Annotated in this window: 17 protein-coding genes and 1 pseudogene; 6 read left to right on the forward strand and 12 right to left on the reverse strand. The window is 68.6% G+C overall.

Annotated elements, in window-relative coordinates; genetic code table 11:
* The first annotated feature begins 40 nt into the window (after window positions 1-40).
* Window positions 41-610 (forward strand): RsiG family protein, encoded by a 570-nt coding sequence (locus tag FXN61_RS02955; protein ID WP_167969967.1) that lies wholly within the window; start codon window positions 41-43, stop codon window positions 608-610.
* Between the two features lie 57 nt (window positions 611-667).
* The gene (locus FXN61_RS02960) at window positions 668-1,849 is read left to right on the forward strand and encodes an MFS transporter (protein WP_167969969.1); all 1,182 of its coding nucleotides are present in this window, start codon (window positions 668-670) and stop codon (window positions 1,847-1,849) included.
* Here FXN61_RS02960 and FXN61_RS02965 read toward each other — a convergent pair.
* A complete protein-coding gene (locus tag FXN61_RS02965; protein ID WP_167969970.1) occupies window positions 1,792-2,652 on the reverse strand; it encodes a DUF8083 family protein in 861 nt (286 codons plus the stop codon). The two genes, FXN61_RS02960 and FXN61_RS02965, sit on opposite strands and share 58 nt — an antisense overlap.
* Window positions 2,653-2,825: 173 nt before the next feature.
* Here FXN61_RS02965 and FXN61_RS02970 point away from each other — a divergent pair, with 173 nt between their 5' ends.
* A complete protein-coding gene (locus tag FXN61_RS02970; protein ID WP_167969972.1) occupies window positions 2,826-3,014 on the forward strand; it encodes a DUF3073 domain-containing protein in 189 nt (62 codons plus the stop codon).
* 72 nt (window positions 3,015-3,086) lie between these two features.
* On the opposite strand, the gene FXN61_RS02975 is transcribed toward FXN61_RS02970, so the two are convergent.
* The 11 genes and pseudogenes from FXN61_RS02975 to FXN61_RS03025 form a co-directional block, all read right to left on the reverse strand.
* Window positions 3,087-4,076: an NADH:flavin oxidoreductase/NADH oxidase gene (locus FXN61_RS02975; RefSeq protein ID WP_167969973.1), complete on the reverse strand. Its 990-nt coding sequence runs from the start codon at window positions 4,074-4,076 to the stop codon at window positions 3,087-3,089.
* Window positions 4,077-4,160: 84 nt separating this feature from the next.
* On the reverse strand, window positions 4,161-5,093 hold the full coding sequence (locus FXN61_RS55050; RefSeq protein ID WP_167969975.1) for a pentapeptide repeat-containing protein: 933 nt from the start codon (window positions 5,091-5,093) through the stop codon (window positions 4,161-4,163).
* A 52-nt stretch (window positions 5,094-5,145) separates the two neighbouring features.
* Window positions 5,146-7,000, reverse strand: a pseudogene (gene iolD, locus FXN61_RS02985) (3D-(3,5/4)-trihydroxycyclohexane-1,2-dione acylhydrolase (decyclizing)).
* Window positions 6,997-7,884, reverse strand: coding sequence for a 5-deoxy-glucuronate isomerase (iolB, locus tag FXN61_RS02990; RefSeq protein ID WP_167969977.1), 888 nt, complete (start codon window positions 7,882-7,884; stop codon window positions 6,997-6,999). The pseudogene iolD and the gene iolB overlap by 4 nt, the downstream one beginning before the upstream one ends.
* Entirely contained in the window at window positions 7,881-8,786 is a 906-nt protein-coding gene (locus tag FXN61_RS02995; RefSeq protein ID WP_167969979.1) for a Cgl0159 family (beta/alpha)8-fold protein, read from the reverse strand. The genes iolB and FXN61_RS02995 overlap by 4 nt, the downstream gene beginning before the upstream one ends.
* Entirely contained in the window at window positions 8,783-9,715 is a 933-nt protein-coding gene (iolC, locus tag FXN61_RS03000; RefSeq protein WP_167969981.1) for a 5-dehydro-2-deoxygluconokinase, read from the reverse strand. The genes FXN61_RS02995 and iolC overlap by 4 nt, the downstream gene beginning before the upstream one ends.
* Entirely contained in the window at window positions 9,712-10,482 is a 771-nt protein-coding gene (locus FXN61_RS03005) for an ATP-binding cassette domain-containing protein (protein ID WP_167969983.1), read from the reverse strand. Before FXN61_RS03005 ends, iolC begins: the two co-directional genes overlap by 4 nt.
* Window positions 10,479-11,528 carry an ABC transporter permease gene (locus FXN61_RS03010; protein ID WP_167969985.1) on the reverse strand — a complete coding sequence of 350 codons (1,050 nt, stop codon included), beginning with the start codon at window positions 11,526-11,528 and terminating at the stop codon, window positions 10,479-10,481. The genes FXN61_RS03005 and FXN61_RS03010 overlap by 4 nt, the downstream gene beginning before the upstream one ends.
* 15 nt (window positions 11,529-11,543) lie before the next feature.
* Window positions 11,544-12,527 carry a sugar ABC transporter substrate-binding protein gene (locus FXN61_RS03015; RefSeq protein ID WP_167969987.1) on the reverse strand — a complete coding sequence of 328 codons (984 nt, stop codon included), beginning with the start codon at window positions 12,525-12,527 and terminating at the stop codon, window positions 11,544-11,546.
* A 14-nt stretch (window positions 12,528-12,541) separates the two neighbouring features.
* Window positions 12,542-13,402, reverse strand: coding sequence for a TIM barrel protein (locus FXN61_RS03020; protein ID WP_167969989.1), 861 nt, complete (start codon window positions 13,400-13,402; stop codon window positions 12,542-12,544).
* Between the two features lie 2 nt (window positions 13,403-13,404).
* Complete coding sequence (locus FXN61_RS03025) at window positions 13,405-14,400, reverse strand: Gfo/Idh/MocA family protein (RefSeq protein ID WP_167969991.1); 996 nt, start codon at window positions 14,398-14,400, stop codon at window positions 13,405-13,407.
* A gap of 133 nt (window positions 14,401-14,533) precedes the next feature.
* Between FXN61_RS03025 and FXN61_RS03030 the strand changes: the two genes are divergently transcribed.
* The 3 genes from FXN61_RS03030 (at window position 14,534) to FXN61_RS03040 (ending at window position 17,626) form a co-directional block, all read left to right on the forward strand.
* Window positions 14,534-15,535 (forward strand): LacI family DNA-binding transcriptional regulator, encoded by a 1,002-nt coding sequence (locus FXN61_RS03030; protein ID WP_167969993.1) that lies wholly within the window; start codon window positions 14,534-14,536, stop codon window positions 15,533-15,535.
* Entirely contained in the window at window positions 15,532-17,025 is a 1,494-nt protein-coding gene (locus FXN61_RS03035) for a CoA-acylating methylmalonate-semialdehyde dehydrogenase (RefSeq protein ID WP_167969995.1), read from the forward strand. The genes FXN61_RS03030 and FXN61_RS03035 overlap by 4 nt, the downstream gene beginning before the upstream one ends.
* A gap of 274 nt (window positions 17,026-17,299) precedes the next feature.
* Window positions 17,300-17,626, forward strand: a complete 327-nt coding sequence (locus FXN61_RS03040; RefSeq protein WP_167969997.1) for a hypothetical protein — start codon at window positions 17,300-17,302, stop codon at window positions 17,624-17,626.
* Window positions 17,627-17,915: the final 289 nt, after the last annotated feature.

Consider the following 17,915-nt stretch of genomic DNA (forward strand, 5'->3'; position numbering starts at 1 on the left):
TGTGTTGGCGGGTGAGGAGGATCTACCGCAGGATGGACACGTGATCGAGGTGCGTCCTGGCGGGCGCCGCCGAATCGACCGGGTGCTCGCCCCCGACTACACGGAGGGCGTCGAGCAGCGCCCGCTCGTCGAGGTGCGCGAACTCCGCGACGAGGCAGCGCAGGAAGAGACCGACCTGTCGTACCTGCGGCGGCTGTTGCACGCGCGCATCGACATCGTGCGCGCGGAACAGGAGCGCCGCAGTTCCGGTGGCTCGGCGGTGGTCGAGCAGCTGGCCACGATCCTGTCCACGAACGCCGTTGGGCCGGCGACCGGTCTCGGCCGGTACCAGACCCATGAGCCGTCACGTGCTGATGCGCATCAACGGCACGTCGAGGCGCTCGTCTCCGACGTGGACCTCTCCGACGTGAGCAAGTTGTCCGACGATCGCCTCGGCGAGGCGCTGGAGACGTTCATCTCGGAAGAGGCCTCGGTGTCGGTGCGGCGGCGCGAGGTACAGGTGGTCGTGGACAAGCTCAACGCCGAGATCGCGTCGCGCTACCAGCGCGGGAGCGCGTCGGTGGACGAGCTGCTGGCTGCCGAGCGCGGGCACCACCGGCGCAAGAGCTGACTCCCACGATCTGGGACGGTCGTTCCACTTTCTGAGCGGCGGACCTAGCGTGCCTGCATGGGGTATCGCTGGGTCGTGCTGTGCATCGGGGCGTTGGCGCAGGGCACGAACGCGGCCGTCTTCCTCGGTCTGCCCGCCATCAGTCCCCAGCTCCAGCAACACTTCTCCCTGACGTTGCCCCAGGTCGGGCTGCTTCTCGGTGCCGTCAACCTCGGCACGATGATCGCGCTGGTGCCGTGGGGAGTCGTCGCGGACCGGCGCGGCGAAAGACTCGTCATGACCATCGGTGGCCTGGGGGCTGCCGGCTGCCTGCTGTCCGTGGCGCTGGGCAACGCCTGGCTCGCGGGTCTCGCGTTGCTCGGGGCCGGGCTGTTCGGGGCGAGCGTGAACGCGGCCAGCGGCCGGGCGGTGATGTCGTGGTTCAGCAGCGGGTCCCGCGGCCTCGCGATGGGCGTCCGCCAGACGGCGACCCCGCTGGGAGCGGCCCTCACGGCGGCCGTCCTGCCCGGAATCGCGATCTCGGCCGGGGTGCCCACGGCGTTCGTCGTGCTGGCGGGCGTGACGGCGTTCGTGACGCTCGCAGTCGCCGTGCTGGTGCGGGAACCACCCGGTGCGGTCAGGGCGAGCGCGGACCACGGGCTGGTGCTTAAGGACCCGAAGCTCCTGCGGCTGTCTCTCGCCAGCGGACTGCTCGTGGTGCCGCAGTTCACCGCCACCGCCCTGCTGGTGCCCCTCCTGCACGAACATCGCGGCATGAGCGTGACGGCCGCCGCGGCCGTCTTCGCCGTCGCCCAGGCGATCGGCGGGGCCGGACGGCTGGCGGTCGGCGTGTGGTCGGACCGGGTGCGCAACCGAATCGGGCCTTTGAAGATCGTTTCGGTGCTCACCGCAGTGGGGTTCGTGCTGGTCGCGGTCCTGGACCAGGCGCCGTTGCCGCTGCTGATAGCGATCCTGGTGCCGACGAGCGTGCTCGCCCTGTGCTGGAACGGTCTCGCCGTCACCGAGGCCGGCGAGCTTGCGCCGGACGGCCGCAGCGCCACGGCGATCGGAATGCAGAACTCTGCGAACTACCTCAGCGCCGCGACCACGCCGTTCATCGCGAGCTTCGTCGCGGTGCACGTGGCGTGGCCCGCGGCGATGGTGCTCGCGGCGATGGCGGCCGTGGCCGCACGGGTGCTGCTTCAGCCGTGGCGTTCCCTGCGGGCCAGCTCGCCCCAGAACTCGCGCAGCGTCTCGTAGCGCAGCGCCACCTCTTCGGCGTCGCCGGTCTCCAGGGCGTCGACGATGGCGTTCACGTCCGCCGCAGAGGTGTCCTCCAGCAGGTCCTTGTCCTCGAGCAGCTGCACCAGGCCGCCGTAGTCGAGCTCGACGGCCGAGTGCGGGTGGAAGTGCTCCAGCCAGCGGCCCGTGTCGGCGAGGATCTTGGCCGGCCCGTCTTCGCCCAGCGAGCCCTTCACGACCTTCAGCGCCCGTGCCACCCTCCGCCGGGCGTCGGCCATCGCCACACGCCACGACACCTGCCGTTCCGGGTCGTCCTGGGCGCTCGCCAGCACCACGCGGCGCTGGGCCGGGTCGACGAGGGAGAACCACGGCAGCGGCACCGTCCAGGTCGTGGAGATGACGTGAACCGCTCCTGCCGCCAGTTCGGCCATCACGGCCGAGGCGCGCGCTCGGACCGTTTCCGGGGCAACGTTGAGAGCCGCGTCCTGCAGGATCGGCGGCGCGGTGGCCAGGAAGCCCACCAGAGCGGCGGCGGAGCGGGCCCTGAGGTCGAGCGGGCAGACGAGTGGTCCCGGGCCGACCTTGGCGGCTTCAGAGGTCGGAACCTCGGCCGGACTGATCGTCATGACGTCGAACGACTCGCCCGGAAGCAGCTTTTGCCCCAACTGTGATCGCAACCACAGCTCCCGTTCCCGGTCCCCTACCTCCGAGCGGGGGATCGGGCCCTTTTCCAGGGCTTTCTCGACCTTCGCCGCTAGCGGTGCGTCCAATACCGATAACGGTTCGTACACCCGTAGGTAGGCGACGAACGGTCTGGGCACCTGTGCATCCTTCCACGCGAGGGCGGCCGCGAGATTTGGCGGTACGTGTCACGCCTACCGCGTCGCGAGGAACCCCATCGGCACGGTACGGTAGTTACCAGGAACTAGTTGTCGAGACGAGTGGGGCCGCCGTTCCCCCGGCCGCCCCCGTCCCTGTGCGAGGGGGTCGAGCCATGGGGCGCGGCCGAGCGAAGGCCAAGCAGACGAAGGTCGCCAGGGAGCTCAAGTACAGCTCTCATGAGACCGACTTCGCTGCGCTGCAGCGCGAGCTGTCTGGTGGCGAAACGTCGTTGTCGAACGGGAGTAGTGGTGAAGAGCACCACGACGACCCGTACGACGACTACGACGACTACCGGCGCTGAATTCAGCCTGACGGGTTCAAGGGTTGGGTGGCTGATCATCAGCCACCCAACCCTTGAACTCTGAAGGCGCTTTCAGAACGCCCTGGCGTACTGCCTCGGCGCCCGGACCTCCACACCCAGCTTCTGTGCCGCGTGCAGCGGCCAGTACGGGTCGCGGAGCAGTTCGCGCGCGAGCAGCACCAGGTCGGCGGAACCATCCGCAAGCACCTGTTCGGCCTGAGTCGCCTCGGTGATCAGGCCGACCGCACCCGTGGGCACGTCTGCCTTGCGTCGCACCGCTTCGGCGAGCGGCACCTGGTAGCCGGGCCCGACCGGGATTTCCGCCTGCGCGGTGTTGCCACCGCTGGACACGTCGATCAGGTCCGCACCCGCGGCCTTGAGCGCCTGTGCCAGCACAACGCTGTCGTCGACGGTCCAGCCGTCCTCCACCCAGTCGGTGCCCGAGATCCTCACGATCACCGGCACGTCCGGGCCGACCGCTGCCCTCACGGCGGCGGTGACCTCGACGGGGACGGCGATGCGTTCCTCGATGCTGCCCTCGTTCGTGAGCGGCGAGTAGTACTCGTGGAGCAGGTAGCCGTGGGCCGCGTGGATCTCGAGCACCTCGAACCCGGCCTCGACCGCCCTGAGCGCGCCGTCGACGAACGCCTTGACGATCTCAGTGTGGTGGGTGAGCTTCTCCGGCGTGTTAAGACCGGGAAACGGCTCGGTCGTCGGCGCGACCGGAACCCAGTCGCCGAACGCCTTGCGGCCGGCGTGCGCGAGCTGAATGCCGGGAACCGCGCCGTGCTCCTTGATGAACGCGGTGATCCGCTTCCAGGCCGCGACCTGCTCGTCGTTGTAGATGCCGACGTCCTGCGGCGAGATCCGCCCGCGCGCCTCGACGGCGGTCGCCTCGGCGAAGACCAGACCGGCACCGCCGACCGCGCGCGAGCCCAGGTGGACGAAGTGCCAGTCGTTCGGCACCCCGTCGGTCGCCGAGTACTGGCACATCGGGCTCACCACGATGCGGTTGGGCAGCGTGACCGAGCGCAGGGTCAGCGGGGAGAACAACAAGCTCACAGGAGGCTCCCTTGAACAGTTCGTAGGCCTACGAACTGTTCAAGGGGCTGCCGTCGGCGTGTTGTTCCCGGATGTGAGGGTGTCTCAGTCACTGGGCGGTAGCGCTGCGGAATCAACGACGCCGCGATCGCGCCGGACTTCTGCGGTGAACTCCGCCGGCCAGATGGTCTTCGCATCCGCGTGCGCGCCGCGCAGATCCGCTTGGCGCAGGTCGGCGAAGCGCAGGTTCGCGCCCTCGAGGTGGGCGTTGCGGAGAGAGGAGTTCCGCAGACTCGCGTTCTCCAGATTGGCCAGGCGGAGGTCGGACGCGTGGAGGTCGCAACCGTCCAGCCGGACGCCGGGCAACCATGCGCGAGCGAGGTTGGACCGGCGGAACGTCGCTTCGCTCAGGTCACCCTCCTGCATGTGGGCGCTGCGCAGGTCCGCCCGTGCCAGGTTCACCGGTGGCGCGTCGCGCGCTTTCGGCTGGCGGGCGAGGATGACCAGCGCGGTCTGGACGTCCGGAGCGCGTATCCGCAACCACGGCACCGTTTCGTCGACGGTCGGCGTCGGATGTTCCGGCCCGTCCGGCGATCCGACCGCCCACGGTGATCGATTGCGCAGGAAGCTGCCGATGGTCACCTGGATGAAGCGGCGGTCCTCCTCGGAGTTGTTCGCGATCCTCTCCAGCGCGTAGAGACCACCGATCCGGATGTCCACGTTGTCGTTGCCGAGGTGCTCGATCGCCCGGCTGTAACGATCGGTGATCTGCCCGTCCCTGTTGACCCTGACCTGGTACCAAGTCGCCGTGGCACCGACCACGACCAGCAGCCCGGCGATGGCCTGCAACAGGACCGAACGTGCGTTGTTCCGCAGCTGGCCCTGGGCCTGCTGCCGCTCGATCTTGGTTTCGGCTCCGGTCACCTGCTGCAGTTCGGCGTCGGACAGGGGCGGGAACTGCAGCTCCGGCACGAACACGACCACCGCGAGAATGAGGACGACACCCGTTGCCCCGAGCCAAGCGGTCCGCCGCGTCACGGTCGGCAATCCTCGTTGACGACCTTGGCGCGGCGGTATCCGCTGTTGGGGTTCAGCTCAAGTACCGGACCTGCTTGGCCTTGCCCTCCAGCACTTCCTCACGGGCCTGGGCGATCCCCGCGCGGTGAGAGACCTCCGGCACACCGACCTCCCACCAAGCCCCGGCCTCGGTCCACGAAGACGGATGCGTGCGGATCACGACGACGGCCGGACGGCGTTCGGACACCGCCACCTCGCGGGCCTTGCGGTAGGCGCCTTCGAGGCCGGCCAGCGAGTCGACCGGGAACACCGCACAGCCCAGCGCGGCCGCGTGGCCGGCGAAGTCGGTGCGCGGGGGTTCGGCGTGATCGGACCGGCAGTCGGAGTAGAGGTTGTTGAAGCCCGCGCCGCCCTGGCCGGTCTGCAGGCGGTGGATCACGGCGTAGCCGTCGTTGTCGCAGACGACCGCGACGAACCCGTGGCCCGCGAAGGCCGCCGAGAAGAGCTCGGAGTTCAGCATCAGGTACGAGCCGTCACCGAGCAGGGTGGTGACCACGCCCTCGGTGTGGGCGATGGCCGCGCCCCAGGCACCGGCCCAGTTCGTAGCCCATGCACGAGAAGCCGTACTCGACGTCCATTGTGGACTCGCCGGTGGCGCGCCAGCCGCCGATCAGCTCGCCTGGCAGGCCGCCGGACGCCGTCATCACGTAGTCCGTCGGGCCGCTGACGTCGTTCACGACGCCGACGACCTGGGCGTACGTCGGCAGGCCGTCCGCAGGCTCGCGCAGGCCGGTGATGTGCCGGTCCCACTTCGCACGTTCCGTCTGGGCACGGCGGGACCAGTCGGCGGCGGCCTGCCAGGAGCCGAGGGCGTCGGTGAGTTCGCGCAGGCCCTCGTCGGCGTCCGCGACCAGGGCGAACGAGCCGTGCTTCACGGCGTCGAAGCGTGCCGCGTTGAGCGACACCAGGTGCACGTCAGGGGAGAAGACGGTCCAGGAGGCGGTGGTGAAGTCCTGCAGACGGGTGCCCACCGCGATGACGAGGTCGGCCTCTCCTGCCAGGACGTTGGCCGACGTCGAACCGGTGATGCCCAACGGGCCGGCGTGCAGCGGGTGGTCGTGGGGAACCAACGTCCGCCCCGCCGTCGTCTCGACGATCGGCATGCCGTGCTGCTCGGCGAACCGCAGCGCGCGACCGGCGGCGCCCGAGTAGCGGACGCCGCCGCCCAGCACCAGCAATGGCCGTGATGCCGAACGAATTGCCCGCACGGCCTCGGCCAAAGCGTTCAGGTCGGGGCGCTGCCGCAACGGGCGGTGGACGACCTCGGTGAACAGCGACTCCGGGAAGTCGTAGGACTCGGCCTGAACGTCCTGCGGCAGGGCCAGGGTGACGGGACCGCAGTCGGCGGGGTCGGTCAGGATCCGCGCCACCTGCGGCAGCGTCGACAGCAGCTGCTCGGGGCGAGTGATGCGGTCGAAGTAGCGGCTTACCGCGCGGAACGCGTCGTTGACCGTCATGGTCGGGTCGTGGAAGTGCTCGACCTGCTGCAGCACGGGATCCGGCGCGCGGCCGGTGAAGGTGTCGCCGGGCAGGAGCAGCAACGGCAGGCGGTTGGCGTGCGCGACGCCGGCCGCGGTGACCATGTTCAGCGCACCGGGACCGATCGACGACGTGGCGACGCCGACCTGGCGGCGGTGCGAGGCCTTGCCGATGCCGACCGCGGCGAGTGCCATGCCCTGCTCGTTCTGGCCGCGCCACACCGGAAGGCGGTCGCGGACCTCCTCCAGCGCGTTGCCGAGGCCGAGCACGTTGCCGTGACCGAAGATCGCGAACACGCCGGGGAACAGCGGCGTGCGCGAACCGTCGAAGAGTTCCGTGCGCTGGGCCAGCATCCACCGGACCAAAGCCTGCGCGGTCGTGAGCCTCATTTGACCCGCCCCTCAGCAGTCGTGACCGGGCAGCGCGGGTCGAGTTCCTGCGTCGCCCAGCTGTCGCGGACCCAGGTGTGCGCCGGGTCGTCGCAGAACGCCATGGACCGTTCCGAGCCCGGACCGGCGAGAACGTTCAGGTAGTACATGGGATATCCCGGCGCCGCGACGCACGGGCCGTGGTAGCCGCGCGGGATCAGGAAGACGTCGCCGTCCCGCACTGTGACGTCCTCGTCGATCGTGCCGTCGTCGGTGTACGTGCGGTGGAAGCCGAAACCGGTACGGGACGGGGTGACCTGGTCCCGGTCCGCGATCCGGAAGTAGTAGATCTCCTCGTTGTTCACGTCGCACGGCTCGGTGTCGTCGTGCTTGTGCGGCGGGTACGAGGACCAGTTGCCGTCCGGCGTGATCAGCTCGCACGCGTTGAGCTTGTCCGCGTGGTCCCACACACCCGGCACGCCGAAGTTCGTGACCTGGCGCGTGGCGTTGCCGGAGCCGCGGACCTCGACAGGAACTCCGTCGGCCGGGCCGTACTTGGCCGCGAGCCGGTTCTCACAGCGCGCCATCGGCAGCGCGACCTCGCACCCGTCCAGAGAGCCGAGACGAACCGTTGCGTCTCGGGGCACGTAGGCGAAGTCCGTGACGCGGGTGAACACCGAGTCGCGGCCCTGCAGTTCGAACCGCTCGGAGTCGACCTCGACCGACAGAGACCCGGCCAGCGGCAGTACGAACGCCTCGAACTCGCCGGTCTCGACCGTGCGCGACCCACCGGCCTCGATCCGCAGCACGCGCAGACCGGTGTAAGTCCAGCCCGCGTCCTCCGGCGTCAAGTGGATGACGTCGGAGGAAGTCGAGAGCGTCCCGTGTGGACGGTGCAAAGTCATACCGTGATTCCCCTTGCGGTACGTAGGACTTCAGCGGCGGCAGCGACCGCGGCGGCGACGTCGCCGTCCGGCGGGTAGAGCAACGCGCGGCCGACGACCAGGCCGCGCACGGTCGGGTGGCGCAGCGAGCGGCCCCACGACGCGAGGTCGTCCTCTGGCCGTTCGGACGGCACGCCGCCGAGCACCAACGCGGGCAACGCGGTGGTGTCCAGCACGACGTCCGGTTCCTCGGGTGCGGGCAGCTTCAGCCAGGTGTAAGCGGAGGTCGCGCCCAGCCCGGCGGCCACGGCCGACGCACGTGACAGGGCCGCGGAGTCCTTCTGCAGCACCAGTTTGTCGTTGTGATCACGCTTGTACGGCAACGGTTCGACCATCGCCATCAGGCCGTGCTCCGCGAGTTCGGTGACGGCTCGCGCGCAGCCTTCCAGCGTCGGGATCGTGCCGGGATCCGAGTCGACCAGGCGCAGCAGCATCTTGCCGCCGTCCAGCCCGAACGCCGCGATGGACGCCGCGTCGTACGCGGTGAACCTGTCGTCGATCTCCCAGTCCGCACCGGCCAGACCGCCGCGGTTCATCGAGCCGATGACAACGCGCTCGTTCAGGCCGTCGAGCAGCAGCAGGTCCTCGATCACGTCCGGCGTGCCGAGCACACCGTCGACCTCGGGGTTCGCCAGCGCCGTCAGCAAACGGGCCAGCAACGACCGTCGATCGGCCATCGCCAACGGGTCGCCGCCGACGCCGAGCGCGCCACGTGCCGGATGGTCCGCCGCGACCAGGAACAGCGTGGACTTGCCGTCCAGCAACGACGTGCGCCGCTTGCGCGCCTGGTAGGCACGCCGGACCGCGCCCGGATCGGTCGCACGGGTCTCCAGGAGCGTTGCCCACTGCTCGTCGGTGATCACAGCAGTTCCTCGATCTCTTTCTGGTCGGGCATCGCGTCCGCACAGGCCAACCGGGACGCCACGATCGCGCCCGCCGCGTTGGCGTAGCGGGCGATCTTCACCGGATCCCAGCCGGAAAGCAGGCCGTGCACCACAGATCCGCCGAACGCGTCGCCGGCACCCAACCCGCACACGACCTCGACCAGGTTCGGCTCGACCGTCCAGCGGCCTTCCTGCGTGGCCACGAGAACGCCCTCCGCGCCCTTCTTGACCAGCGCCAGTGACAGTCCGCGGTCGAGCAGTCGTGACGCGGCCTCGTCCGGGTCGGAGGTGCCGACCGCGACCTCCACCTCGGCCCGGTTGCCGACGGCGACCGTGACGTGGTCGAGCATCCAGCTGATCTCGGCGCGTGCGGTCTTCACGTCCGGCCAGAACATCGGGCGGTAGTCCAGATCCAGCACGGTGTGCGACTTGCGCGCGCGGCTGGCCAGCATCATCCGCTGGCTCGCACGGGCGGGTTCAGCGGAAACGCCGGTGCCGGTGACCCACAGCAGTGGTACGTCGCGGACGACGTCCCACGGCACGTCGTCCTCGCCCAACGTCAGATCCGGCGCGATCGGCAGCCGGTAGAACAGCAGCGGCGGGTCAGCGGGCGGGTTGAGCTCGCAGAACACCACCGGCGTCAGCAGGTCCGGCGAGGTGCCGACGTGGGCCGACGACACCCCGAAGCCTTCGAGCGCCTCGCGAACGTAGGTGCCGAAGCCGTCCGGACCGACTTTGGTGAGCACACCGGCTTTCCGCCCCAGCCGCGCGGCGGCGACCGCGACGTTGGTCGCGGTGCCGCCGAGCGACTTGGCGAAGGTGCTGACCTGGGCCAGGGGCACCCCGGACTGCTCGGGGTAGAGGTCGACACCGACCCGGCCGACGGTCAGCACTTCCAGAGACGTCACGCCTCGACTCCCCGCAGTTCGTGTTCGAGAGCCTCGAGCTCGGCGCCACCGGCCATCTGACGCGTCAGCTCGCCGATGTCGATCTCGGACTTGTCGTAGCTGCCGAGCGCGCGGCCGCGCTTGAGCAGCAGGAACCGGTTGCCGACCGGGTAGGCGTGGTGCGGGTTGTGCGTGATCAGCACGACGCCGAGGCCACGATCACGCGCCTGGGCCACGTACTTCAGCACCACACCGGCCTGTTTCACGCCGAGAGCCGCGGTTGGTTCGTCCAGGATCAGGACCTTGGCACCGAAGTAGACCGCGCGAGCGATGGCGACGCACTGCCGTTCGCCACCCGACAGCGTCCCGACCGGCTGTTCCACGTCACGGAGGTCGATGCCCATGTCGGACAACGCCTTCTTGGTGATCTCCCGGCCCTTCTTCCGATCCAGGAAACCAAAGCGAGTGGTCGGTTCCGAGCCGAGGAAGAAGTTGCGCCACACCGACATCAGCGGCACGACCGCGAGGTCCTGGTACACGGTCGCGATGCCGTGGTCCAGCGCCTCGCGCGGCGACGAGAACTTGATCTCGTTGCCCTCGACCTTGAACGAACCCTGGTCGTGCTGATGGACTCCGGCCAGGATCTTGATCAGCGTCGACTTGCCGGCACCGTTGTCGCCGAGCACGCAGGTGACCTCGCCCGCGTTGACCACAGTGGACACATCGCTGAGCGCGATGACGCTGCCGTAGGTCTTGCCGATGTTCTCGACCTCGATGAGTGACGTCATCGCTTCACCCTTTCCGCCCTGCGGCGAAGCATGTTGTTCACCAGCACGGCCGCCAGCAGCATCACGCCGAGGAACAGCTGGAACCAGTCGCTGTTCCAGCCCGCGTAGACGATGCCCTGCCTGGCCATGCCGAAGATCAGCGCGCCGATCGCGGCACCCACCGCGGAACCGAAGCCACCGGTGAGCAGGCAGCCCCCGATCACCGCCGCGATGATGTACTGGAACTCCAGGCCGATGCCCTGGTTCGCCTGCACGCTCGCGTACCGCAGGATGTTGATCGAACCGACCAGCCACGCGGCGAACGCCGTCGTCATGAACAGCAGGATCTTCGACCGCACGACCGGCACGCCGACCGCGCGGGAACTCTGTGCGGCACCACCGATCGCGAAGATCCAGTTGCCGAACTTGGTGCGCACCAGGATGGTCGACGCGATCACGGTGAAGAGGACCCACCAGATGATCGACACGTAGAAACTGCTGCCGCCGACCTGGAACGTCGACGCGAACAGGAAACCCGCCGACTCGTAGCCGGCGGTCTCCCGCATGCCGGACACCTGCACGCTGCCGGTCACCAGGCGGGTGACGCCGAGGTTGAGGCCCTGCAACGCGAGGAAACTGCCCAGCGTCACGATGAAGCTCGGCAGGCCCGTGCGCATCACGAGCCAGCCGTTCAACGCGCCCACCGCCAACGCGAAGGCGAGCGACACCAGCAACGACAGCCAGACGTTGAGTCCCAGCTGAGTGGCGAGGAGGGCCGTGACGAGCGCGGTGGACGCGGTCATGACACCGGCGGACAGGTCGAACTCGCCGCCGATCATGAGCAGTGCCACCGCGACCGCCATGATGCCAAGCATGGAGGCGTCGTCCAGCCAGGTGGCCGCGCCTCCCAGGCTGAGGAACTGCTCGGTGACCACGGAGAAGAACAGGAACACGAGCAGTGCGCCGAGCATGGCGCCGATCTCCGGACGCACGACCAGCTGGTCGAGCAGCCTGGGCTTGCTCAGCCGTTCGTCGGCAGCCGGTGGAGCCTTGGCTGTCACGGTCATCTCCCCGCCTCCTCCTTACCTCTTGCCGTTCTTGGCGTACTCCGCGACCTTGTCCACATTGGACTTGTCGACGAAGCCGGGACCGGTGAGGACGGGCTTGCCGCCACCGAGGGTGTTGGCGTTGTCCTTGAAGAGCTTCAGCATCACGATCGGCAGGTAGCCCTGCTCGTACTGCTGCTGGTCGACGGCGAAGAGCACGTCGCCCGCCTTGATCGAGCTGACCACGTCCGCGTTCAGGTCGAACGTCGCGACCTGCGCCTTCGAGCTCGCGCCCTTGATCGCGGACGCCGCGTTCACGGCGACCTGCGGATTCAGCGCGAGCACGCCGTCGACAGCGGTGTCGGACTGCAGCTTGGCCTTGATGCGGGCCTCGATGTCGGTCGGGTTGCTGATGTCGACCTGCAGGTTCTCCACCGCGCCGCCGAAGCCGGTGCGGGCACCGTCGCAGCGCTGGTTGAGGCCCGTGTTGCCGGCCTCGTGGATCACGCACAGCAGCTTGGTCTTGCCTGCTGCCTTGAGCTTCTTGCCGGCTTCCTCACCGGCGATCGACTCCTCCTGGCCGACGTGCGCCATGGCACCGAACTCCGCGCTCTTCGCGCTGCCGGAGTTGATGGTGATGACCGGGATGCCCGCCTTGACCGCGTTCTCGATCGAAGTCTTCAAGGCGTCCGGGTTCGCCATCGACACCACGATGCCGCCGACCTTCTGCGACACAGCGTTGTCGATCAGCTTCGCCTGGGCGCCGGGGTCGCCGTCGGAGTTGTACGTGACGCCGACGCCGAGCTGCTTGCCCGCGTCCTCGGCGCCGACCTTCACCACGCTCCAGAACGCGTCACCCGCGGTGCCGTGCGTGATGACGGCGACCTTGAGATCACCGGTGGCCGGCGCGCTGTTGTTCTGCGTGTTCTGGGTGTTGGTTCCCGTGGGACCGCTACAGGCGGCAAGTAGAGCAACACCGGCGAGCGCAACGCCCGCACGGATGACCAAGCGAGACTTCATCGTCTCCAGTCCCTTCAGAGGATCTTGCTGAGGTGCGCGAGGCTGCGCGCGGTGTCCTTCAGTGGCTTGTCCACTGAGCTTCCGTCCTTGAGCCGAGTGTCCTGCTCAAGCACGAACCAACCGGCGTAGCCCGCCTCCTGAACGAGCTTCACCAGCGCTTCCACATCCACGTCGCCGTCCCCGAGCGGCACGTAGATGCCGTGTTCAACGGCATCGGTGTAACTGAGTTCGCCGCTGCGCACCTTCGCCGCGATCTCGTCACGCACGTCCTTGAGGTGCACGTGACCGATCCGGTCCGGGTAGCGGCGCGCCAGCTCGACCGGGTCCGTGCCACCGATGAGCAGGTGGCCGGTGTCCAGGCAGAGCTGGAGATCGGAGTCCGCGAGGAACCTGTCGACCTCCGCCTCCCGCTCGACGTGGGTGCCCACGTGCGGGTGCAGCACGGTCTTCAGTCCGTGCCCGGCGGCGATCTCACGGATCTTCGCGCAGGTGCCGACGAGGGTGCTCCACTCGTCGTCGGTGAGCTGGGGTCGTTCGTCGTAGCCGTCCAGGCCGGTGGCGGCGGCGAGCACGAGCACCTCGGCGCCGCCGGCCTTCAGGATCGCGGCGACGCGGTCGGCTTCGTCCAGAGTGGACTGCACGTCGGTGTGCAGCGTGACCGCGAGGAAGCCGCCGACCAGCGTGAGGTCGTGGCCGCTCAGCAGAGCCTTCAAGGCTTCGGGGTCGGCGGGCAGGTAGTCGGGCGGGCCGAGTTCCGTGGCGCTCAGGCCCAGGGAGTGCATTTCACCGAGGACCGTGCCGGCCGGGAGCACGTTGCCCCAGCCGGGAACCTCGCACACACCCCAGGAGATCGGTGCCCCAGCGATCTTCGCCATGCCTAGTTCCCCTCGATCTTCACCGGTGCGCCCGTGCGGCGCGACTGCTCACACGCTTCAGCCAGGCGGAGGCTGATCAGACTCTCCCGCGCCGGTGACGGGTTCGCGACTTCGCCCTTGATGACCTGCGTGAACAGGTTCATCTCGTTGACGTACGCGCGGTGGAAACGCTCGGGGAAACCGGGGTAGGCGTCCGGCCCTGCCACGTGGCCACCGGGCTCCAGCGAGTTCAGCGGCGTGCGCGGGTCGACACCGGCGACCAGGGAGTCCTTGCTGCCGAGCACCTCGATGCGGTGGTCGTAGCCGACCGGGTCGTGGCGGCCACCGGCCAGCGTGGCGTGCGCACCGCCAGCGAACTTCAGCATGACCACGGCGTTGTCGACGTCGTCAGCGTCCGCGAACGCCTGGTGCACCAGGACCGACCCGCTCGCGTAGACCTCGACGACCGGCTCGCCGACCAGCCACGGCACGCAGTCGAGATCGTGGATCAGCAGGTCGCGGAAGATGCCGCCGGAGGCGGGCAGGTAGGAGAAGTCCGGCGGGTTGGCGTCGTTGCCGACCGCCCTGACCAGGTAGATGTCGCCGACCTCGCCCGCGCGGATGCGGCGGTTCAGCTCGTAGATGGCAGGGTCGAACCGGCGCTGGAAGCCGACCAGGACCTCGACGCCGGAGGACTCGACGTCCTCGACCAGCGCGGTCATCTCGGCGAGGTCGCTCGCGATCGGCTTCTCGCACAGCGTGGGAACACCCTGGGCGATCGCCGCGCGCAGCATCTCCGGGTGGGTGTTCGTCGGGGTGGCGAGCAGCACGCCGTCGACGGCGCCCAGCAGCGTGTCGAGGTCGTCAACCGCCTTGGTCCCGCTCAGTTCAGCCGACGCCTGCGCGGCGCGACCGGGCACCGGGTCGAAGAGAAGCACCTCGTCGACTCGATCCAGCGCGGCGAGGTTGGTCGCGTGCATGGTGCCGATCCTGCCGACACCCGCTACTCCGATCCGCATCGCAGGTTTCCCCTGTTCATCGGCTTGATGTGTTAGAGCGCTCTATTGGTTGGAGCGCTCCAATGCTGTAGCTTCGGTCACACGGGTGTCAAGGGTGGGTTTCCAGCTCGTGACGTGAGGGGAGGTGATTCCGGTGGTCAGGCCAACCATGGAGGACGTCGCACTGAGGGCGGGCGTGTCCCGCGCGCTGGTGTCACTGGTGATGCGCGGTTCACCGAAGGTGAGCGAGATGCGACGCAGCGCTGTCTTGAAGGCGGCGGAAGAGCTCGGTTACTCGCCGCACGCCATGGCCAGGTCGTTGGCGTCGCGCACGTCGACGGTGCTCGGCGTGATGGTGTCCGACCTGCACAACGCGTTCTTCGCCGAGGTCGTCGACGGCATCGACGAGGTCGCGCGCGACCAGGGGTTCGACATCATCATCAACACCGGCGGCCGTTCGCCCGCCCGTGAGCGCCGCGCGTTGGAGAGCCTGCTTTCCTTCCGTCCCGCCGGACTGATCCTGCTGTCGCCCGTGGTGCCCGCGACGGCCATCGGCAAAGCGGCAGAACAACTTCCGATCGTGCTCGTGGCCAGGTCGTCACGGGTGTCCACTGTGGATACCGTGAACGACGACGGCGAGCAGGGTGCGCGGCTGGCGATCGATCACCTGGTTTCGCTGGGACACCAGCGCATTGCGCATTTGGACGGCGGTGAAGGAACGCAGGCCGGACCTCGCCGCCGCGGATACATCGCCGCGATGGAGGCGCACGGGCTCACGCCGCAGGTCGTGTCGTCCGAGTACACCGACGCGGCTGGTGCACGGGCGATCCGGTCGTTGATCGAGTCCGACTCTCTGCCCACCGCCGTCCTGTCCTGCAACGACTTCAACGCCGTCGGTGCCATTTCGGCTTTGGAGGATGCCGGGTTGTGCGTGCCTCAGGACGTTTCCGTTGTGGGGTACGACAACACGTCGCTGGCGGCACTCCGCCACATCTCGCTGACCACGATCGACCAGCCCCGCGCCGAGTTCGGCAGGCTGGCCGCTTCCGCTTTGCTGCAACGGGTTCGCGAGGACCGCACGGAACCGGTGCGGCATCTGCTGAACCCGTCTCTCGTCGTTCGCAACACGACCGCTCCACCAGGAGGCTTGCGTTGAGCACCATCCCCCACTGGATCGACGGCGCCCGCACCACGGGGGTGTCGTCCCACACGTCGGACGTCTTCAACCCGGCCACCGGAGAGGTCTCCGCGCAGGTCGTGCTGGCCGAGCAGGCCGACGTCGACCTGGCGGTGTCCTCGTCGCTGAAGGCCGCCGCCTCCTGGTCCGAGTCGTCGCTGTCGACGCGGTCGCGGATCCTCTTCGAGTACCGCCACCTGCTGCACACGCACCGCGACGAGCTCGCCGCGATCATCACCTCCCAGCACGGCAAGGTGCTGTCCGACGCGGCCGGTGAGGTGCAGCGCGGTCTCGAGGTCGTCGAGTTCGCGTGCGGCATCCCGCAGCTGCTCAAGGGCGAGCACTCCGAGCAGGTCTCGCGTGGTGTCGACGCGTACTCGCTGCGCCAGCCGCTCGGCGTCGTCGCGGGCATCACGCCGTTCAACTTCCCCGTGATGGTGCCGATGTGGATGTTCCCCATCGCCATCGCGACCGGGAACACCTTTGTTCTCAAGCCTTCCGAGCGCGACCCGTCGGCGTCCGTGCGGCTGGCCGAGCTGTTCGGGGAAGCCGGACTGCCTGACGGCGTGCTGAACGTCTTGCAGGGTGACGCTTTCGCGGTCAACGCGCTGCTCGACCATCCTGACGTCTCGGCCGCCTCGTTCGTCGGCTCGACGCCGATCGCGCGGCACGTCTACTCACGCGGCACCGCGGCCGGCAAGCGTGTCCAGGCCCTCGGCGGCGCGAAGAACCACATGGTCGTACTGCCCGACGCCGACCTCGACGTCGCAGCCGACGCCGCTGTCTCCGCCGGTTACGGCTCTGCAGGTGAGCGCTGCATGGCGATCTCCGTGGTCGTCGCGGTCGGCGAGACGGGTGATGCCCTCGTCGAGAAGATCGCCGCACGGACCCGCGACCTGCACCCGTCGGTGCTGCCGGGTACGGACCCGTCCGCCCAGATGGGGCCGCTGGTCACCGGCGTGCACCGGGACAAGGTGCGGTCCTATGTGGACGCCGGTGAGGCCGCAGGTGCGTCGTTGGTCGTCGACGGCCGTGGTTACGCGCCGGAAGGTGCGGAGAACGGCTTCTGGCTCGCCCCAACGCTGTTCGACCACGTCACCCGCGACATGACGATCTACACCGACGAGATCTTCGGCCCGGTGCTGTCGGTCGTCCGCGCCGACACGTTCGACGACGCCGTGGAACTGGTGAACGCCAACCAGTACGGCAACGGCACCGCCATCTACACCGGCGACGGCCTCGCCGCACGCGAGTACCAGCGGCGCGTGCACGTCGGCATGGTCGGCATCAACGTGCCGATCCCCGTGCCGATGGCCTACTACTCGTTCGGTGGCTGGAAGGACTCGCTGTTCGGCGACACGCACGTGCACGGTGCCGAGGGCGTGAAGTTCTACACGCGCGCCAAGGCCGTCACGGCCCGGTGGCCGCAGCAGCACGGCGTGAACCTGGGCTTCCCCACGCACGGCTGATCCGTTCGACCCCACGGCCGCCCCGTCCGCAATTGCGCGGATCGGGCGGCCGTCTCCATGAACTAAGCGAACGATTGTCCTGTTTAAGATTCCAGAAGTTCGGTGATCATGGAATATAAGGACGTTGTTCATCGGTTCGACCAAGGTGCTGGACACGTCGGTAGGATCCGCGTTCACACAGTCGAACAACGCTCTCTTTCTCGCGGGCCTCGTCCCGTTCGTTACAACCACCGAGGAAAGAGCAGAGAACGTCGCAGCAGGAGGATCGAACACGATGTCGCTCAGCGAGGACGACAGTCCGTTCGCGACGGCATGCCGCGCCACCACCCGTGCCGCGTTCATCTGCGCACTGAACCGGCTGCGGCGGTCGAGAGGGCTGTCGTACCAGCAGGTGTCGGCCAACGCCGGCGATCTGGTGCTGCCGAAGAGCACCGCGCACGCGCTCTGCACCCTCCGGTTCCCGAAGCGGGAAGACCAGCTGCGTGCGTTCCTGACAGGGTGCGGCGAGTCCGCCGAGAGGCGCGACGGGTGGGTCGAGCAGTGGCAGCGGCTGCGGTTCCGCCGGCCGCAGAACGACGATCCCGACCAGCAGAGCGCGTGAAAGCCCGTGGACGGAATTGGACCACGCAAAAGGTGACAAATAATGGCCAGCGCGACTTCGTTGGACGAATTTGGACGCCGTCGCCCGCGAGGCCTCGAAAAGCTGGACGCCGATTCAGTTGGCAATCACCCGTGTGAGTGACAGGATCGTGGTCAAGCCGCAATGCCGCCGGGGTCCCGCGAAACCAAGTAACCCACGTGGACCCTTTCCGTGCATCCGGCTCTCCGCTGTTCCGCCATCAGCCGGCGCGCCCCGTTCACGGCGCCGCCCCGCACCGGGTCTCTTCTGA

The sequence above is a fragment of the Lentzea indica genome (assembly GCF_012184385.1).
In the GTDB taxonomy this organism is placed as follows: domain Bacteria; phylum Actinomycetota; class Actinomycetes; order Mycobacteriales; family Pseudonocardiaceae; genus Lentzea; species Lentzea indica.

What these genes read in the sequence shown, in the direction of transcription:
- FXN61_RS03020 (WP_167969989.1), bottom strand. Translation starts at nt 13,402, where the DNA reads ATGGCGAAGATCGCTGGGGCACCGATCTCCTGGGGTGTGTGCGAGGTT.
- FXN61_RS03025 (WP_167969991.1), bottom strand. Translation starts at nt 14,400, where the DNA reads ATGCGGATCGGAGTAGCGGGTGTCGGCAGGATCGGCACCATGCACGCG.
- FXN61_RS03005 (WP_167969983.1), bottom strand. Translation starts at nt 10,482, where the DNA reads ATGACGTCACTCATCGAGGTCGAGAACATCGGCAAGACCTACGGCAGC.
- FXN61_RS03015 (WP_167969987.1), bottom strand. Translation starts at nt 12,527, where the DNA reads ATGAAGTCTCGCTTGGTCATCCGTGCGGGCGTTGCGCTCGCCGGTGTT.
- FXN61_RS03010 (WP_167969985.1), bottom strand. Translation starts at nt 11,528, where the DNA reads ATGACCGTGACAGCCAAGGCTCCACCGGCTGCCGACGAACGGCTGAGC.
- FXN61_RS02970 (WP_167969972.1), top strand. Translation starts at nt 2,826, where the DNA reads ATGGGGCGCGGCCGAGCGAAGGCCAAGCAGACGAAGGTCGCCAGGGAG.
- FXN61_RS02960 (WP_167969969.1), top strand. Translation starts at nt 668, where the DNA reads ATGGGGTATCGCTGGGTCGTGCTGTGCATCGGGGCGTTGGCGCAGGGC.
- iolB (WP_167969977.1), bottom strand. Translation starts at nt 7,884, where the DNA reads ATGACTTTGCACCGTCCACACGGGACGCTCTCGACTTCCTCCGACGTC.
- FXN61_RS03040 (WP_167969997.1), top strand. Translation starts at nt 17,300, where the DNA reads ATGTCGCTCAGCGAGGACGACAGTCCGTTCGCGACGGCATGCCGCGCC.